This window comes from Pseudomonas sp. 5Vm1k, from assembly GCF_056161485.1.
In genome coordinates this window covers 12,570-26,874 of record NZ_JBSPCZ010000007.1, presented here as the reverse complement: position 1 = coordinate 26,874, position 14,305 = coordinate 12,570, and the positions used below count along the sequence as shown (strand labels likewise).

The following is a 14,305-nucleotide window of genomic DNA, read 5'->3' as shown; positions in this document are numbered from 1 at the left end:
CAATGTTGACTGATCCACCGCATTCGCGAGCAAGCCCGCTCCCACAGGGGATTGGGGGGGATTCGAGTGAATGGTTTCTTTCGCGGTCATGAGCCCGACTCCTGAATCGCCCGCACCACGGTGTTGAGGTTGCCGGTCATTTCTTTTTCGTACTTGTCGGCGGTGTATTCGCCATAGGAAATATGCGACAGCGGGTACAGCTTGACCCCGGACTCACGCTGGATGGTGTCGACGTAGGTGGACGGGAAATCCATCTCCGAGAAGATTACTTTCACGTCGAGTTCGCGCAGTTGGTCGATAGTCTTTTTCAGCTGGCTCGGGCTCGGCTCGATGCCGTGGGCCGGTTCGACGACGGCGGTCACCTCCAGGCCGAACTCGCGCAGCAGGTAATCGTAGGCCGCGTGGACCGTGGCCACCCGCAGTTCAGCATTGGGCGCCTGGGTCAGTTTGGCCAGTGCGTCGGCGCGCATCTGCCGCAGGCGTTTGCCGTAGGCGCGGGCGTTCTGGGTGTAGGTCTTGGCGTTGTCCGGGTCGAGCTTGCCCAGTTCACGGGCGATGTTGTTGACCTGGGCAATCGAGGCGCTGATCGACAGGAACGTGTGCGGGTTCACGACTTTGCCGGCGCCGCGCGCAGCGGTGCCGGTGGCGGCCAGCAGCGGCACGTTTTCGTTGGCCTCGATCACCGGGATATTCGGGGTTTCACTGGCGGCGATCATGCGGTCGGCGAAGTCGTCATGGCCGACGCCATTGAGCACGATCACGTCCAGCCCGCTGATGCGCTTGATGTCTTCGGCCCGTGGCTCGTAGGCGTGGGGGTTGAAACCGGCCGGGATCAGCGGCACCACTTCGGCCTTGTCGCCGACGATGTTGGCTACATAGCTGTAATAAGGGTGCAGGGTGATGCCGATGCGCAGGCGCTTGGCCTGATCGGCACTGGCCAGTGGTGCCAGCAGCAAGGCGCACAGGCCAACCAGCAGCAGGCGCAGAATTGAACGTTGAGATGAAATAGGCATGGGAAAGCGGTCTTCTCTCGGGTGAAGGCGAGGGGTCAGTGCCGATGCTGGCGGGTCACGCCGGCATCGAATTGCGCGACGATCTGCTGCCAGCCAGCGCTTTCCAGCGCGGCGTCAGTCAGGTCGGTCGGCGCAGCGAGGGTTTTACTGCGGTTGAGCCACACGTCCGGCGCATCGTCGTCAGCGGTCAGGCGCATCAGGAACGAACCGGCCACGCTCGGCGCCTGGCTCTGGCCGAAGTACGCCTTGGCCGCGAGCAACTGCCAGGCATGGCCGCCGCGACTGACGGAGCTGGCGTCCTGGGCAAACGGTGCAAAGCCTTCATCGGCCAACGCTTGCGGCGTGGGCAGCGTCGTTTGCTCCTGACGCAGCAAGTGAATCTCGTCCAGGGTCACCCGCAGATCGGCGTAGATGCCTTGCTCGGAAGCACTCAGGTCGCGGCGGGCATCCAGTTGATGGCTGCTGATAGTGCTCACAGCCTGGGACTCATGACGCCAGGCGACTACCGAACCGGCTACCGCGAGAATCATCAGGCACAACAGCAGTACATACAGGGTTTCATGGCCGGCACCGGCCGGGCGCACAACTTGGGTCGTGGGCGTACTCATGTTCAGGGCGCCTCGATGTCGGCTTGGTCGATCTCGACCACGTGGCCAGGGCCGGCGTCGAACAGCACATAGAACTCGGCACCGGGCTTCTTGAACACCAGGGTCGAGTCGGCGCCGAGCTTGCCCGGTACCAAGATGGTTTCGTCGTAGCCGATCACGTCCAGGGTCACCCCGGGCGCGCCGCTGCCGTCGGAGAAACCGCCGGTGCATTTGATTTGCTCGGCATCGATGGCCTTGCACTCGCACATCGGGTTGTGGGCCAGGGCACTGGCACTGAAACCGACGCCGAGCACCAGCAGTGCGGTGCGCAGTGGGCGTAGAGCGTTGATCATGGTTTGCCTCCTTGTTTGTTCAGCCAGGCGATGGTGGCCGGGGATGCCTGGCTCAGCGGGATCGAGGCCTGGTGCATGCTGCCGTCCCAGCCTTCCATGGTGATCCACAGTTCGGCGTCGGCCTGGGTTTTTGCCGGCACCGGCAACGACGCGCCCATGCGGTATGGCGTGCCGAAGAAAATCACCCCGGCTGCACGCAGACTGCGCGGCTTGCCAATACGCAGGTAGGTGGCCTTGACCGGTTCGATGCAGGTGTCGCACAGGGCGGCGTTGAAGCTTTTCAGGTAGCCGGCGGGGCCGTCCGAACGGGGAGCTTCGTCGCGCAACTCGGCCAGGCGCAGGCTCCATGGGCCGACCTGGATCTCGCCGATTTCGCGCTCGCCCAGGCCGCTGTCACCGCGAAACAGCGCGGCGTCGCTGAAGTATTTGGGCATGAAACCCAAGGGGATCAGCAGCAACAGAATGTTCAAGTGGAAACGCCATTTGTGCCAAAGCACACTCAGGCGCGAGGGTTGGACGGTGACGATTGTTTTGCTCACAGGCTGGCCTCCGAGGTTTCGTGGTTCACGCTCGGTTGTGCCGTGGTGCTGCGCTGTTTTTTGTTACTGCGCTTGAGCGCGTTGGCGGTGGCCAGTGCGGTACGTTTGGTCCAGATCAGCAGGCCGCTGAGGACCATCATGCTCAGCACCAGGCCGAAGAAGAACCAGATCAGCTTGATCCACAGACCGCCGAAATCCCCGGTGTGTAACGGACGCATGGACTCGGTCACGAACTCCAGCGCATTGCGGTCTGACAGCAGTCGAGAAGCCGCGATTTCACCGTTGTAGGGGTTGATGGTCGCCGTCTGGTACATCAGCGGATACCAACCGCGACCACCGATATCGAGGTGGCTGTAGCCATTGCCCGGCAGGCTGACAAAACTGGCTTCCAGCCCCGGAATTTTCTGCATGGCGATTTCAATCGCACGATCCAGGTCGATCCGTGGTGGCGGCGAGCCGTCAGCCGAGAGCGGCACCGCTTCACGGGCCATGGCCGGAATGATCGGTGCGCTGGAAATGGAAATCTGGTTGTCGGACAGCAGGGCTTCAATCAAAAACCAGGTGCCGGTGATGGAAATGACCGCAATGAACCAGATCGACCAGATACCGCTGAGGCGGTGAAAGTCGCCCCAGAAAATCCGCGCGCCATGACGAATGCGCAAGGTCGGGCGCAGGAACCCCTTCCAGAACTTCTTGTAGACCACCAGCCCGGTAATCAGTGAAACCAGCAGCGGCAGGCCGAGGAACGACACCAGGTACCAGCCCCAGCTGAAGCCATTGGTGAACGGCACCAGCCACCAGCCATGCAACGCGCGGGTGAATGCCTTGAAGTTGAACGCCGGGGCAATGCCCTGGATCACGCCGGTGTACGGGTTGACGTAGACGGTGACCGAGCGCCCGTCGGGATAGCTGACGTCCACATCGAGGGCGAAGTGCGATTCGTCGGGGCGGTTGATGGATTGGACCAGGGTCTGGGGTTCGGCTTTCTTCATGGCCGCAAGGATCTGGTCGTAACTGAGCAGCGGTGCATCGTCCGACGGTTGGCTGGCGCGCATTTGCGGGTTGGCCAGCCAGACGATTTCCTGGCTGACGACGGCCAGGGTGCCGGTCACGCAGACGATCAGCACGAAAAACCAGATCGGCAGCGCCAGCCAGCTATGGACCAGAAACCAGAGTTTTGAGCGGGATTTCTTCGACATGATTAAAGGTCTTGTTTCGATGGAGGGACCTCTTCTGCGGGCTTCGCAGCATGATGGTCCTCGAAAAGCCCGGCCGTGGCTTTTGCCTACGCGGCCTGACTGCATCTAAATAAGACGGATGAGCCATGGAAATCCCGAAAGCGGAGATGAAAGTAAATGTTTCGCGTTCGCCAGTCGCTCTGGCCCCTTGTGGGAGCGGGCTTGCTCGCGAAGGCGTCATGTCAGTCGACATCACTTTGCCTGACCCACCGTTTTCGCGAGCAAGCCCGCTCCCACAGGGGCGATGTGTTTACTCGGGAGCGCTATTCAACACGAACCATGGTTCACGGGATCACTCTCCGGCCATTGATGGCCAACCCCCGCTCCCTATGATGGAACCCAGACGCCTGCGGCGTACCGTCCTCTGAGCGAGTACTTCCATGACCCCATCAAGAACCCTCTACGACAAACACATCGATGCCCACACGGTGTGTCGCCTCGATGACCAGGGCCACGTCCTGTTGTACATCGATCGGCAAGTCATCAATGAATACACCAGCCCTCAGGCGTTCAGCGGTTTGCGTGAGGCCAAACGCGAGGTCTGGCGCCCGGAAACCGCGTTGGCGGTGGTCGATCACGTCAACCCCACGGCGCCGGTGCGCATTGCCACGATGCCGGATGCCGGAGGGGCGCGGCAGGTGTCGTATCTGGCGGAAAACTGCCAGGACTTCGGTATCGAACTGCTGGACATCCTCGACAAGCGCCAAGGCATCGAACACGTAATCGCCCCGGAACAGGGCTTCATCCTGCCGGGCATGGTGATCGCCGCCGGTGACAGCCACACCACGACCTATGGCGCCCTGGGCGCTTTCGGTTTCGGCATCGGCACCTCGGAAATCGAACACCTGCTGGCGTCCCAGACCCTGGTCTACAAACGCCTGAAAAGCATGCGTGTGACCGTGGACGGCGAGCTGGCCACAGGGCTGACTTCCAAGGACGTGATCATGGCGCTGATCGGCCAGATCGGTGCATCCGGCGCCACCGGTTATGCCATCGAATTTCGTGGCTCGACCATTGATGCCCTAAGCGTCGAAGCGCGCATGACCATCTGCAACATGGCGGTGGAGGCGGGGGCTCGCGGCGCGTTCATGGCGCCGGACGAAAAAGTCTTCGCCTACCTCAAGGACAAACCCCGCGCACCCAAAGGCGAATTGTGGGACCGCGCCGTCGAGAAATGGCGCGCCTTGCACAGCGATGCGGATGCGCGGTTCGACCGTGAGGTTTATCTGGACGCCAGTGTGCTGGAACCGATGGTCACCTGGGGCACCAGTCCGGACCAGGCCTCGCCGATTGGCGCTCGGGTCCCGGATCCGCAAGACGTCAGTGACCTGATCCTGCGCCAGGACATGCGCCGCGCCCTCAATTACATGGGACTGGAGGCCGGTATGCCATTGAGCGAAATCGTCATCAGTCACGCTTTTATCGGTTCCTGCACCAACGCGCGCATCGAAGACCTGCGCGATGCCGCCAGCGTGGTCCGTGGCAAACATGTCGCTGAGCATGTGCGGGCGATGATCGTGCCCGGTTCCACCGAAGTGCGGGATCAGGCCGAAGCCGAGGGCTTGGCGGCGATCTTTATCGACGCAGGGTTCGAATGGCGTCAGTCCGGCTGCTCGATGTGCCTGGCGATGAACGACGACGTGCTCGCCCCGGGCGACCGCTGCGCTTCAAGCACCAACCGCAATTTCGAAGGCCGCCAGGGCGCCGGAGCCCGCACGCACCTGATGAGCCCGGCGATGGTCGCGGCCGCTGCGATCACCGGCCGCCTCACCGACATCCGCCACTTTGGAGAACGAGCATGAGCCAGCAACCCTTCACCCAGGTCAGCGGCAAAGCTGCGCCAATGCTCGCGGCGAACATCGATACCGACGTGATCATGCCCAAGCAGTTCCTCAAGAGTATCGACCGCGCGGGGCTGGACCGTGGGTTGTTTTTTGATTTGCGGTTCTTGCCGGACGGTTCACTTAACCCTGAGTTCGTACTGAATCGACCGGCCTGGCAAGGCGCGAGTTTCATGGTGGTTGGGCCGAATTTCGGTTGCGGATCGAGCCGGGAACACGCGGTGTGGGGCTTGAAGCAAATGGGAATTCGGGCGTTGATCGGCTCAAGCTTTGCCGGGATTTTTTATGACAACTGCCAGCGCAATGGGGTGTTGTTGATCACGCTCGATGAGCCGGTGTTGCAGCGGCTGGGTCGGGTCGTCAGTGAGCCCGACAGCGCACAGATCAGCGTAGACCTTGAGGCGCAAGAGATTCGCCTTCAAGGTGAAGTCATCCCGTTCGAGATCGATACCTTGCGCAAGACCGCATTGTTGCTGGGACTTGATGCCATTGGCAGCACGTTGCAGCGTGCTGAACAGATCAAGGCCTTCGAACGCGCACATCTGGCTGCGAACCCCTGGTTAGGCTGAACACAAATCCCATGTGGGAGCGGGCTTGCTCGCGAAGGCGTCGTGTCAGTCACCATCAACGTTGACTGACACACCGCTTTCGCGAGCAAGCCCGCTCCCACAATTTGGATTGCATTGTTGCCACTAAACCGACAACCCCTTGAAATGCTCCTGCAAAAACTCCACACACGCCCGCAACTTCCCGGAATACGCCAACCGCGTCGGATACACCGCCCACACATTCGCACTCTGGGTGTAATCCGCCAGCACCTGCACCAACCGTCCTTGCTCCAGCAACGGCTTCACATCCCACAATGAACGCAGCAACACCCCGCGCCCATCGAGTGCCCACTGCAAGACAATCTCGCCATTATTCGACGACAACGGCCCGCTGACCCTCACGCTCTCCTGAACCCCGTCACGCTCCAGGTTCCAGATGCCAAACGCGTTGTCGCGCTCCTTGATCACCAGGCAATGATGCTGTTCCAGATCCGCCAGCGTCTGCGGCGTGCCGTGGCGTTGCAGATATGCCGGGGCCGCACATAGCACCCGCCGATTGCTCACCAGGCGCCGACCGATGTGCTGACCGGGGATGTCGTCGCCGACGCGGATTTCCAGGTCGAAGCCTTCGCTGACGATGTCCACCACCCGGTCGAACAGGTCCAGGCGAATCTCCAGTTCCGGGTAACGCTCGGCCAGCAGTGAGACCGCAGGCGCCACATGATTACGGCCGAAACCAAAACTGCTGCACAGATGCAAACGCCCGCGAGGGCTGTCGTGGGCGTCGGAGAGTTCGTCGTGCAGTTGCTGGAAGTCATCAAGGATGCGCAACGCCCAGCGCTGCACCCGCTCGCCGTCTTCGGTCAGGGCGATGCGGCGGCTGGTGCGATGCAACAGGCGCGTGCCGAGGGTGGTTTCAAGAATCTGGATACGCTTGCTGACGTAAGCAGGGGAGAGGCCCAGTTCATCGGCGGCCGCGGCAAAACCGCTTTTGCGGATGACGGTAAGCAAAACACGCAGGTCTTCGGGTAGGGGCACGGTGTCTTTCTTGGTGGTCATGACAGAGCGAGCACTGGCGGCATGAGCCGCCAGCATAGCATCGGTGTGTGGGCTTTCTATTCAGCGGAAAGTTTGGCGGCGGCCCGCGCATGTCGCCCACGCTTGAGGGCAATCGGCGCCATTTTGCTGCGGTCGAGTTCACCTTCCCATGCCGCCACCACCAGGGCTGCAACCGCATTGCCGATGATGTTGGTCAGGGACCGGCATTCCGCCATGAAACGGTCGACACCGAGGATCAGCACCATCGCCGCCACCGGCACGGTCGGCACCACCGCCAGGCTCGCCGCTAAGGCAACGAAGCCTGCACCGACCACCGCGCCGGCACCTTTGGACGTGAGCATCGCCACCGCCAGCAAGGTCAGTTGCTGCTCCAGCGTCAGGTCGATATTGGTCGCCTGGGCCAGGAACAACACCGCCAGGGTCATATAGATGTTGGTGCCGTCCAGATTGAAGGTGTAGCCGGTCGGCACCACGATGCCGACCACGCCTTTCGACGCGCCGAGGCTTTCCAGTTTCTGGATCAACTGCGGCATTGCCGATTCCGAAGAACTGGTGCCGAGCACGATCAACAACTCAGCCTTGATGTACGCCAGCAATTTGAAAATGCTGAACCCGGCATAACGGGCGATGCTGCCCAGCACACAGGCGACGAAAATAAACGCGGTGAGATAAAAGGTGCCGATCAGTTTCAGCAGCGGCAGCAACGAGCCGAGCCCGTACTTGCCGATGGTGAAGGCAATCGCGCCAAACGCGCCGATTGGCGCCACGCGGCTGATGATGCCGACAATGCGGAAAAACACCTCGCTGGCCTGATTGATGATGCCCACCAGCGGGCGGCCTTTCTCGCCGACCATCACCAGCGCAATCCCGAACAACACCGAAACGAACAGCACCGGCAGAATTTCTCCTTGGGAAAACGCCTCGAAAAACGTCGTCGGAATCACATGCAACAGAAACCCGGTTACGCCTTCACCGTGTTGCGCCTGGCCGACAAAACCGGCGATGGCCGTTGAGTCCAGGGTCTTCACGTCGATGTTGAACCCTGCGCCTGGATGCAGCGCATGCGCCGCCAGCAACCCGATCAACAGCGCAATGCTGGAAACCACTTCGAAATACAGCAACGCCTTGCCACCGACCCGGCCCACCTGTTTCACGTCGTGCATGCTGGTGATCCCGGAGACCACGGTGCAGAAGATAATCGGACCGATGATCATCTTGATCAGCTTGATAAAACCGTCGCCCAACGGTTTGAGATCAATGCCGACCTGGGGCCAGTAATGCCCGATCGCAATGCCCAGGGCGATGGCGATAAGCACCTGCACATAGAGGGTTCCCAGCAGTTTTCTGATTGTCATTTTTATTATCTCGAGACGGTTTTTGGGCATGACGATCCCGCGCGGGCCAGTGACGGCCCACGGTGGGAGGTGGATTCAGGTCAGGCTGTTGCGGGTGTCAGCACAGGGCTGTCAGTGCAGGAAAGGCAGGACCTCGGCGAGCAGCAGTTCGGGGGCTTCTTCGGCGATGTAATGACCGGCGGGCAGCGCTTTGCCACGCACGTCGGTGGCCACGAGTTGCCATTCTTTGAGTGGCTCGAAGCAACGGCCGACGGTGCCTTCGGCGCCCCACAACACCAGCAAGGGCAGATTCAGATGACGCCCGGCGTCGAGATCGGCGCGGTCGTGATCCAGGTCGATGCTGGCGCTGGCGCGATAGTCCTCGCAGATACCCCGGGCGGTGCCGGGCAGTTTCAGGCAGCGCAGGTATTCGCCGAAGGCCTCGGCGGTGAACGGTTTGAGCCCGGCGCTGCGGCTGCCCATCACACTGCGCAGGTACGATTCGGCATCGGCTTCGATCAGGGTTTCCGGCAGCGGCGCCGGGCGGATCAGGAAGAACCAGTGCCAATAGGCGCGGGCGAACGCTTCGTTGGTTTGCGCGTACATCGACAGCGTTGGGGCGATGTCCAGCAGCACCATGCGTTGCACGGTATCGGGATGATCCAGCGCCAGGCGATGCGCCACCCGGGCGCCACGGTCGTGGGCCAGAATCGAGAACTGCTCGAAGCCCAGGGACTTCATCAGTTCGACGCCGTCCTTGGCCATCTCTCGTTTGGAATAGTTGGTGTGATGATCGTTGGCCGGCGGTTTGCCGCTGTCGCCATAACCGCGCAAGTCGGCGGCGACCACGGTGAAATGCTCGGCCAGTTGCTCGGCGATCTTGTGCCAGATGACGTGAGTCTGCGGGTGACCGTGCAACAACAGCAGGCCCGGCCCGCTGCCGCCAATGCGGTAGGCGATGTCCACGCCGTTGACGTGGCGCTGGTCTTTCAGGAATCCGGCGAACATGGGGAATGACTCCTTGTTGTAGTTGCCTGCATCCTGAAATTGTTGAGCGGTTACGGCAAGGCGCAAAGCGTGGGGTGGTTGTTCATGAAGTGTGTTGAAGCAGATCGGCGGTGGCTGGGAGGCCGTCTTCGCGAGCAAGCCCGCTCCCACAGGGGATCGGCCGTGTACACAAAATGTGTGTTCAACACCAATCCACTGTGGGAGCGGGCTTGCTCGCGAAGAGGCCCGATCAGGCGCTGAAAATTTCAACCCTGCTGAAACATCTCCTTGGCCCGCTGCTCAATCTGCTCTTGAGTCAAATCCTCCTTGCGCGTCGCCAGAAACCACAAATGCCCATAAGGATCTTTCAGGGTCCCCGAGCGGTCGCCGTAAAACTGATCCTTAACCTCCGATACCACCGTGCCACCAGCGGCAATCGCCTGTTTGTAGGATTTGTCGACATCGGTCACATACAGGTGCAACCCCACGGACGGTGATTTGTCCGGGTTGCTCAGCGGCCCTTGATCGCACGGTGTGCCGAGCATGATCGGGCAGTCGCCAATGCGCAGTTCGGCGTGACCGATGCCGCCGTCAGGCATGCTCAGGCGCATCACTTCAATGGCGTTAAAGGCTTTCTTGTAGAACTCGATGGCTTCGGCGGCTTTCTGGATGCCGAGGTAGGGGGTGATGCTGTGATAGCCCTCTGGAATGGGTTTGACACTCATAACGGTTCTCCCTGATTTTTGTTGTGGGACGGAGCGAACAAATATAGTAGGAGCTGCCGAAGGCTGCGATCTTTTGACTTTGGCGCCAGCGAGGGCGACGAAAGATCAAGATCAAAAGATCGCAGCCTTCGGCAGCTCCTACAAATGTTCGGCGCAAAAACGCCACTGTTCAGCCATCAACAGTGAAGCAGCAGATTGCTCGGCTTCATCACCGTTAAACCCGGAAAAACCCCCGAAAACATTGATCCATGCACTCGGCACAGAAGCTGCAATGACCCTCTCAAAACCCTGTTGTCGAGAGTCGTGTATGCCTGAATCTGCCGTTTATCCGATCAACCCGCCGGCCGCCCATCGGATCGCCGACGGAGCCGAAGCCCTGCGGGTTGCCGAGCGTTTGGCCGCCGTTTTGCTGGAGCAGGACGCCGAGCGCGACCGCAGTCGCCAGGTGCCGGCCGAGATTGTCGATCTGTATTCCAACAGCGGATTGTGGGGCATCAGCGTGCCCAAGGAGTTCGGCGGCGCGCAGGTGTCCTACGCGGTGTTGGCGCAGGTGATTGCGATTATCTCGGCGGCCGATCCGTCCCTCGGCCAGATCCCGCAAAACCACTATTGCCTGCTGGAAGACATTCGCCTGCAAGGCACACCGGAGCAGCAAGCGCACTTCTTCGAGCTCGCGCTGCAAGGGCATCGCTTTGCCAATGCGTTGTCGGAAACCGGCGGCAAGAACGTGCAGGACATTCAGGCAACGATCCGTCGTTACGGCGACGGCCATGTGATCAACGGGCGCAAGGGTTATTGCACCGGTTCGCTCTACGCTCATTGGCTGGCGGTGCTGGCCGTGGATGAAGAGGAGAAGGGCCAATTGTCGTTCGTCGAGCGCGGCACGAAGGGGCTGGTGATCGTCGACGATTGGGACAGCATCGGCCAGCGCACCACGTCCAGCGGCACGGTGTTGGCCGAGGATCTGCACGTCTCGCCGTTCAACGTGTTCCCGACCTATCGCTCGTATGAAAGCCCGACCCTGGCCGGCCCGTTCGCGCAATTGACCACCGCAGCCATCGATGCCGGCATCGCCCGCGCGGCCCTGCGCGACACCATCGCCTTCGTCCAGCAATTCGCCCGGCCGTGGATCGACGCAGGCGTAGAAAAGGCCAGCGAAGATCCGCTGACCATCATTCAAGTCGGTGGCCTGGAGATTCGCCTGGAAGCCGCCGAAGCCTTGCTCGAACGCGCCGGTCGCGCGCTGGATGCGGCACGTCCGGCGCCGGATGAAGACAACGTTGCCCGCGCTTCACTGGCGGTCGCCAAAGCCAAAGTGTTGACCACCGAAATCGCCATCGAGGCCAGCAACAAACTCTTCGAACTCGGCGGCACTCGCTCGACCCTGAAGAAACACAACTTCGACCGCCACTGGCGCAACGCGCGGGTCCACACCCTGCATGACCCGGTGCGCTGGAAGTACCACGTGGTCGGCAACTGGCTGCTCAACGGCGTCAAACCGCCACGCCACGATTGGTCCTGACCATGGCCGAGTGGTTCAAGAATATCTATTGGGCCGACATCGCCCAGGCCTGCCTCGATACCCTGACGATGCTCGGCGCCGCCCTCGGTTTTACCGTGTTGCTCGGGTTGCCGCTGGGGGTGGTGTTGTTCCTCACCGGCAAGCGCCAGTTGCATGAAGCGGTCGGGGTTTACCGGGTGCTATCGGTGATCGTGAACATGCTGCGTTCGCTGCCGTTCATCATTTTGCTGATCGTGCTAATTCCCCTGACCACGCTGCTGGTGGGTACTTCGCTCGGCGTGCCGGGGACAATTCCACCGCTGGTGGTGGGCTGCACGCCGTTCTTTGCGCGGCTGGTTGAAACCGCGTTGCGCGAGGTCGATCGCGGGGTGGTGGAAGCGACCCAGGCCATGGGCGGCACCACGTGGCAAATCATCCGTCACACCTTGTTGCCGGAAGCCCGAGGCGGGTTGTTGGCGGCGGTCACGGTGACCGCGATTGTGCTGGTGGATTACACGGCGATGGCCGGGGTGATCGGTGGCGGTGGGCTCGGTGACCTGGCGATCCGCTACGGCTATCAGCGCTTTCAGACCGACGTGATGGTGGTCACCGTGGTGTTGCTGCTGATCCTGGTGCAGGCCCTGCAAATGACCGGCGACCGCCTGGTGGCGCGCTACAGCCGACGCTAAAAATTCGATTCAACAAACAATCAGGCCCCACGTCCACCCCACGACGGCCACTCAATCTGCCTTGGAGCACAGCATGAAAAAGACCCTGGCCATTCTGGCTGCCGTCCTGTCGTTCAGCGTTCACGCCAACGAAAAACTCATCGTCGGCGCCACCCCGGTGCCGCACGCGGAAATCCTCGAATTCGTCAAACCGACCCTGGCCAAGGAAGGCGTGGACCTCGACATCAAGGTCTTCACCGACTTTATCCAGCCCAACCAGCAACTGGCGCTGAAAAACCTCGACGCTAACTATTACCAGTACCGGCCGTTCCTCGATGACTTCAACAAAACCCGCCACACCGACCTGGTGCCGGTGGTTGGCGTGCACATCGAACCATTTGGCGCCTACTCGACCAAGATCAAGAACATCAGCGAATTGAAGGACGGCGCCAGCGTGTCGATCCCCAATGACCCGGTGAACACCGGTCGCGCGCTGGTGTTGCTGCACGAAGCGGGGCTGATCAAACTCAAGGACCCGAGCAACACCCTGGCCACGCAACGGGACATCATCGAGAATCCGAAACACTTGAAGATTCGTGAACTGGAAGGGGCGTTGCTCGCGCGGTCGGTGAGCCAGGTGGATTTGGCGTTTGTGTTTGCCAACTATGCGTTGGAAGCCGGGATCGACACCAACAGCGCGTTGATCGTCGAGAAGGGCAAGAGCCTTTACATCGAGTTCCTGGTCGCGCGCCCGGACAACATCAACGACCCGCGCATCCAGAAACTGGCCAAGGCGTTGAATTCCGATGAGGTTCGGCAGTTCATTTTGACCCGCTACAAAGGGCAGATTGCGCCGGGGTTCTAAGCTTCGGTTTGTCTTGAGGACGCCTTCGCGAGCAAGCCCGCTCCCACACTGGATCTGTGGCGCTCACAAATCCCCTGTGGGAGCGGGCTTGCTCGCGAAGGCCGCACCACTATTCCGGATCAATCCCCGATTCCAGCAGCCGCGCCCCCGGCCCACGCTCCCCCAGCACATCGCCAAAATTACGCAACGGGCACGCCTCCATCGACAAACACCCACAGCCGATGCAGCCATTGAGCCGGTCGCGTAACAAGGTCAACTGATGAATCCGCTGATCCAGATCCCGACTCCACTGCGCCGATAACACCTGCCAGTCCGCCGCCGTCGGCGCACGATTGTCCGGCAACGACCTCAACGCCTCCGCAATCTCCGCCAACGGAATCCCCAGCCGTTGCGCAACCTTGATCAGCGCCACCCGCCGCAACACTTCCCGCGGATACCGCCGTTGGTTGCCCTGGTTGCGATGGCTTTTGATCAAACCCTTGGTTTCATAGAAGTGCAGGGCGGTCACGGCCACGCCGCTACGGGCGGCGACCTGGCCGACAGTGAGTTCCTTGTGCAGGTTTTCCGAGGTGACCATTTGAAAAAAGCCTCTTGACCTCTAGTTAACTTGAGGTTTTACCCTGCAGGCCTTCGGATCGCAAGATCCGGTTTCAAGGTGAGTGGGGACTATTCATGCAAACGTCAGAGAAAAACCGCAGTTTCACCCAATTGATCGAATTCGAGATCGAGCCTCATCAACAGCCCGCACTGGTCTCGGCGCTGTCTGCGCAGACTGAGCGCCTGGCCCAGGATTTCAGCGGCTTCTTGAGCGCGAGCATCCAGGCCAGCGACGATGGCCGGCGGGTGCTCAATTACCTGCAATGGCAGTCCCGCGAGGCCGGGGAAGCCGCGTTTCAGCGCTTTGAAAGCGGCGAGCAGGATTTCTGGCAACTGATCCGCGCCCATCAGGCGAAAACCGTGACCTTCGGATCATTCCAGGTGCTGCACAGCCTGGAGCGCAGTCACGATGATGCGCTGCACTGCAATCTGGTGCATTCCGGCTAAGGG

16 protein-coding genes are annotated in these 14,305 nt (G+C 61.0%); 6 read left to right on the top strand and 10 right to left on the bottom strand.

All coding sequences use genetic code 11. The annotated features are described in order from the left end of the window. Positions 1-86: 86 nt before the first annotated feature. The 5 genes from ACWIKB_RS15430 to ACWIKB_RS15410 are packed head-to-tail and all read right to left on the bottom strand — an operon-like array spanning position 87 to position 3,691. Entirely contained in the window at positions 87-1,013 is a 927-nt protein-coding gene (locus tag ACWIKB_RS15430) for a metal ABC transporter substrate-binding protein (protein ID WP_475267910.1), read from the bottom strand. A 35-nt stretch (positions 1,014-1,048) separates the two neighbouring features. After that, the gene (locus tag ACWIKB_RS15425) at positions 1,049-1,621 is read right to left on the bottom strand and encodes a DUF6162 family protein (protein WP_475267908.1); all 573 of its coding nucleotides are present in this window, start codon (positions 1,619-1,621) and stop codon (positions 1,049-1,051) included. Between the two features lie 2 nt (positions 1,622-1,623). Further along, positions 1,624-1,953 (bottom strand): hypothetical protein, encoded by a 330-nt coding sequence (locus ACWIKB_RS15420; RefSeq protein ID WP_475267906.1) that lies wholly within the window; start codon positions 1,951-1,953, stop codon positions 1,624-1,626. Next, on the bottom strand, positions 1,950-2,492 hold the full coding sequence (locus ACWIKB_RS15415; RefSeq protein ID WP_475267904.1) for a thiamine pyrophosphate-binding protein: 543 nt from the start codon (positions 2,490-2,492) through the stop codon (positions 1,950-1,952). The genes ACWIKB_RS15420 and ACWIKB_RS15415 overlap by 4 nt, the downstream gene beginning before the upstream one ends. Beyond that, positions 2,489-3,691 (bottom strand): PepSY-associated TM helix domain-containing protein, encoded by a 1,203-nt coding sequence (locus ACWIKB_RS15410; protein ID WP_475267902.1) that lies wholly within the window; start codon positions 3,689-3,691, stop codon positions 2,489-2,491. The genes ACWIKB_RS15415 and ACWIKB_RS15410 overlap by 4 nt, the downstream gene beginning before the upstream one ends. A gap of 419 nt (positions 3,692-4,110) precedes the next feature. Between ACWIKB_RS15410 and leuC the strand changes: the two genes are divergently transcribed. Continuing rightward, positions 4,111-5,532, top strand: coding sequence for a 3-isopropylmalate dehydratase large subunit (gene leuC / locus ACWIKB_RS15405; protein WP_475267900.1), 1,422 nt, complete (start codon positions 4,111-4,113; stop codon positions 5,530-5,532). Beyond that, complete coding sequence (gene leuD / locus ACWIKB_RS15400; protein ID WP_475267899.1) at positions 5,529-6,140, top strand: 3-isopropylmalate dehydratase small subunit; 612 nt, start codon at positions 5,529-5,531, stop codon at positions 6,138-6,140. Before leuC ends, leuD begins: the two co-directional genes overlap by 4 nt. Before the next feature lie 123 nt (positions 6,141-6,263). Here leuD and ACWIKB_RS15395 read toward each other — a convergent pair whose 3' ends face one another. From ACWIKB_RS15395 to ACWIKB_RS15380, 4 genes are all read right to left on the bottom strand, one after another. Then, positions 6,264-7,214: a LysR substrate-binding domain-containing protein gene (locus ACWIKB_RS15395; protein WP_475267897.1), complete on the bottom strand. Its 951-nt coding sequence runs from the start codon at positions 7,212-7,214 to the stop codon at positions 6,264-6,266. 20 nt (positions 7,215-7,234) lie between these two features. Continuing rightward, positions 7,235-8,533 (bottom strand): C4-dicarboxylate transporter DctA, encoded by a 1,299-nt coding sequence (gene dctA / locus ACWIKB_RS15390; protein WP_475267896.1) that lies wholly within the window; start codon positions 8,531-8,533, stop codon positions 7,235-7,237. Positions 8,534-8,644: 111 nt separating this feature from the next. Further along, positions 8,645-9,520 (bottom strand): alpha/beta fold hydrolase, encoded by an 876-nt coding sequence (locus tag ACWIKB_RS15385; protein WP_475267894.1) that lies wholly within the window; start codon positions 9,518-9,520, stop codon positions 8,645-8,647. 245 nt (positions 9,521-9,765) lie between these two features. Further along, a complete protein-coding gene (locus ACWIKB_RS15380) occupies positions 9,766-10,224 on the bottom strand; it encodes a VOC family protein (protein WP_475267893.1) in 459 nt (152 codons plus the stop codon). Positions 10,225-10,531: 307 nt separating this feature from the next. Between ACWIKB_RS15380 and ACWIKB_RS15375 the strand changes: the two genes are divergently transcribed. The 3 genes from ACWIKB_RS15375 (at position 10,532) to ACWIKB_RS15365 (ending at position 13,258) form a co-directional block, all read left to right on the top strand. Next, a complete protein-coding gene (locus ACWIKB_RS15375; RefSeq protein WP_475267891.1) occupies positions 10,532-11,746 on the top strand; it encodes an SfnB family sulfur acquisition oxidoreductase in 1,215 nt (404 codons plus the stop codon). 2 nt (positions 11,747-11,748) lie between these two features. Continuing rightward, the gene (locus ACWIKB_RS15370; protein WP_054052181.1) at positions 11,749-12,414 is read left to right on the top strand and encodes a methionine ABC transporter permease; all 666 of its coding nucleotides are present in this window, start codon (positions 11,749-11,751) and stop codon (positions 12,412-12,414) included. A gap of 73 nt (positions 12,415-12,487) precedes the next feature. Beyond that, positions 12,488-13,258 carry a MetQ/NlpA family ABC transporter substrate-binding protein gene (locus ACWIKB_RS15365; RefSeq protein ID WP_475267889.1) on the top strand — a complete coding sequence of 257 codons (771 nt, stop codon included), beginning with the start codon at positions 12,488-12,490 and terminating at the stop codon, positions 13,256-13,258. A gap of 109 nt (positions 13,259-13,367) precedes the next feature. Here ACWIKB_RS15365 and soxR read toward each other — a convergent pair whose 3' ends face one another. Continuing rightward, on the bottom strand, positions 13,368-13,835 hold the full coding sequence (soxR, locus tag ACWIKB_RS15360) for a redox-sensitive transcriptional activator SoxR (RefSeq protein WP_475267887.1): 468 nt from the start codon (positions 13,833-13,835) through the stop codon (positions 13,368-13,370). Positions 13,836-13,930: 95 nt separating this feature from the next. Between soxR and ACWIKB_RS15355 the strand changes: the two genes are divergently transcribed. Further along, positions 13,931-14,302 (top strand): antibiotic biosynthesis monooxygenase, encoded by a 372-nt coding sequence (locus tag ACWIKB_RS15355; RefSeq protein ID WP_054052187.1) that lies wholly within the window; start codon positions 13,931-13,933, stop codon positions 14,300-14,302. The last annotated feature ends 3 nt before the right edge of the window (positions 14,303-14,305 follow it).

Excerpts from the sequence above, each read along its gene's own strand:
- ACWIKB_RS15430 (WP_475267910.1), bottom strand. The coding sequence starts at position 1,013 with ATGCCTATTTCATCTCAACGTTCAATTCTGCGCCTGCTGCTGGTTGGC.
- ACWIKB_RS15425 (WP_475267908.1), bottom strand. The coding sequence starts at position 1,621 with ATGAGTACGCCCACGACCCAAGTTGTGCGCCCGGCCGGTGCCGGCCAT.
- ACWIKB_RS15420 (WP_475267906.1), bottom strand. The coding sequence starts at position 1,953 with ATGATCAACGCTCTACGCCCACTGCGCACCGCACTGCTGGTGCTCGGC.
- ACWIKB_RS15410 (WP_475267902.1), bottom strand. The coding sequence starts at position 3,691 with ATGTCGAAGAAATCCCGCTCAAAACTCTGGTTTCTGGTCCATAGCTGG.
- leuC (WP_475267900.1), top strand. The coding sequence starts at position 4,111 with ATGACCCCATCAAGAACCCTCTACGACAAACACATCGATGCCCACACG.
- leuD (WP_475267899.1), top strand. The coding sequence starts at position 5,529 with ATGAGCCAGCAACCCTTCACCCAGGTCAGCGGCAAAGCTGCGCCAATG.
- ACWIKB_RS15395 (WP_475267897.1), bottom strand. The coding sequence starts at position 7,214 with ATGCTGGCGGCTCATGCCGCCAGTGCTCGCTCTGTCATGACCACCAAG.
- dctA (WP_475267896.1), bottom strand. The coding sequence starts at position 8,533 with ATGACAATCAGAAAACTGCTGGGAACCCTCTATGTGCAGGTGCTTATC.
- ACWIKB_RS15385 (WP_475267894.1), bottom strand. The coding sequence starts at position 9,520 with ATGTTCGCCGGATTCCTGAAAGACCAGCGCCACGTCAACGGCGTGGAC.
- ACWIKB_RS15380 (WP_475267893.1), bottom strand. The coding sequence starts at position 10,224 with ATGAGTGTCAAACCCATTCCAGAGGGCTATCACAGCATCACCCCCTAC.
- ACWIKB_RS15375 (WP_475267891.1), top strand. The coding sequence starts at position 10,532 with ATGCCTGAATCTGCCGTTTATCCGATCAACCCGCCGGCCGCCCATCGG.
- ACWIKB_RS15370 (WP_054052181.1), top strand. The coding sequence starts at position 11,749 with ATGGCCGAGTGGTTCAAGAATATCTATTGGGCCGACATCGCCCAGGCC.
- ACWIKB_RS15365 (WP_475267889.1), top strand. The coding sequence starts at position 12,488 with ATGAAAAAGACCCTGGCCATTCTGGCTGCCGTCCTGTCGTTCAGCGTT.
- soxR (WP_475267887.1), bottom strand. The coding sequence starts at position 13,835 with ATGGTCACCTCGGAAAACCTGCACAAGGAACTCACTGTCGGCCAGGTC.
- ACWIKB_RS15355 (WP_054052187.1), top strand. The coding sequence starts at position 13,931 with ATGCAAACGTCAGAGAAAAACCGCAGTTTCACCCAATTGATCGAATTC.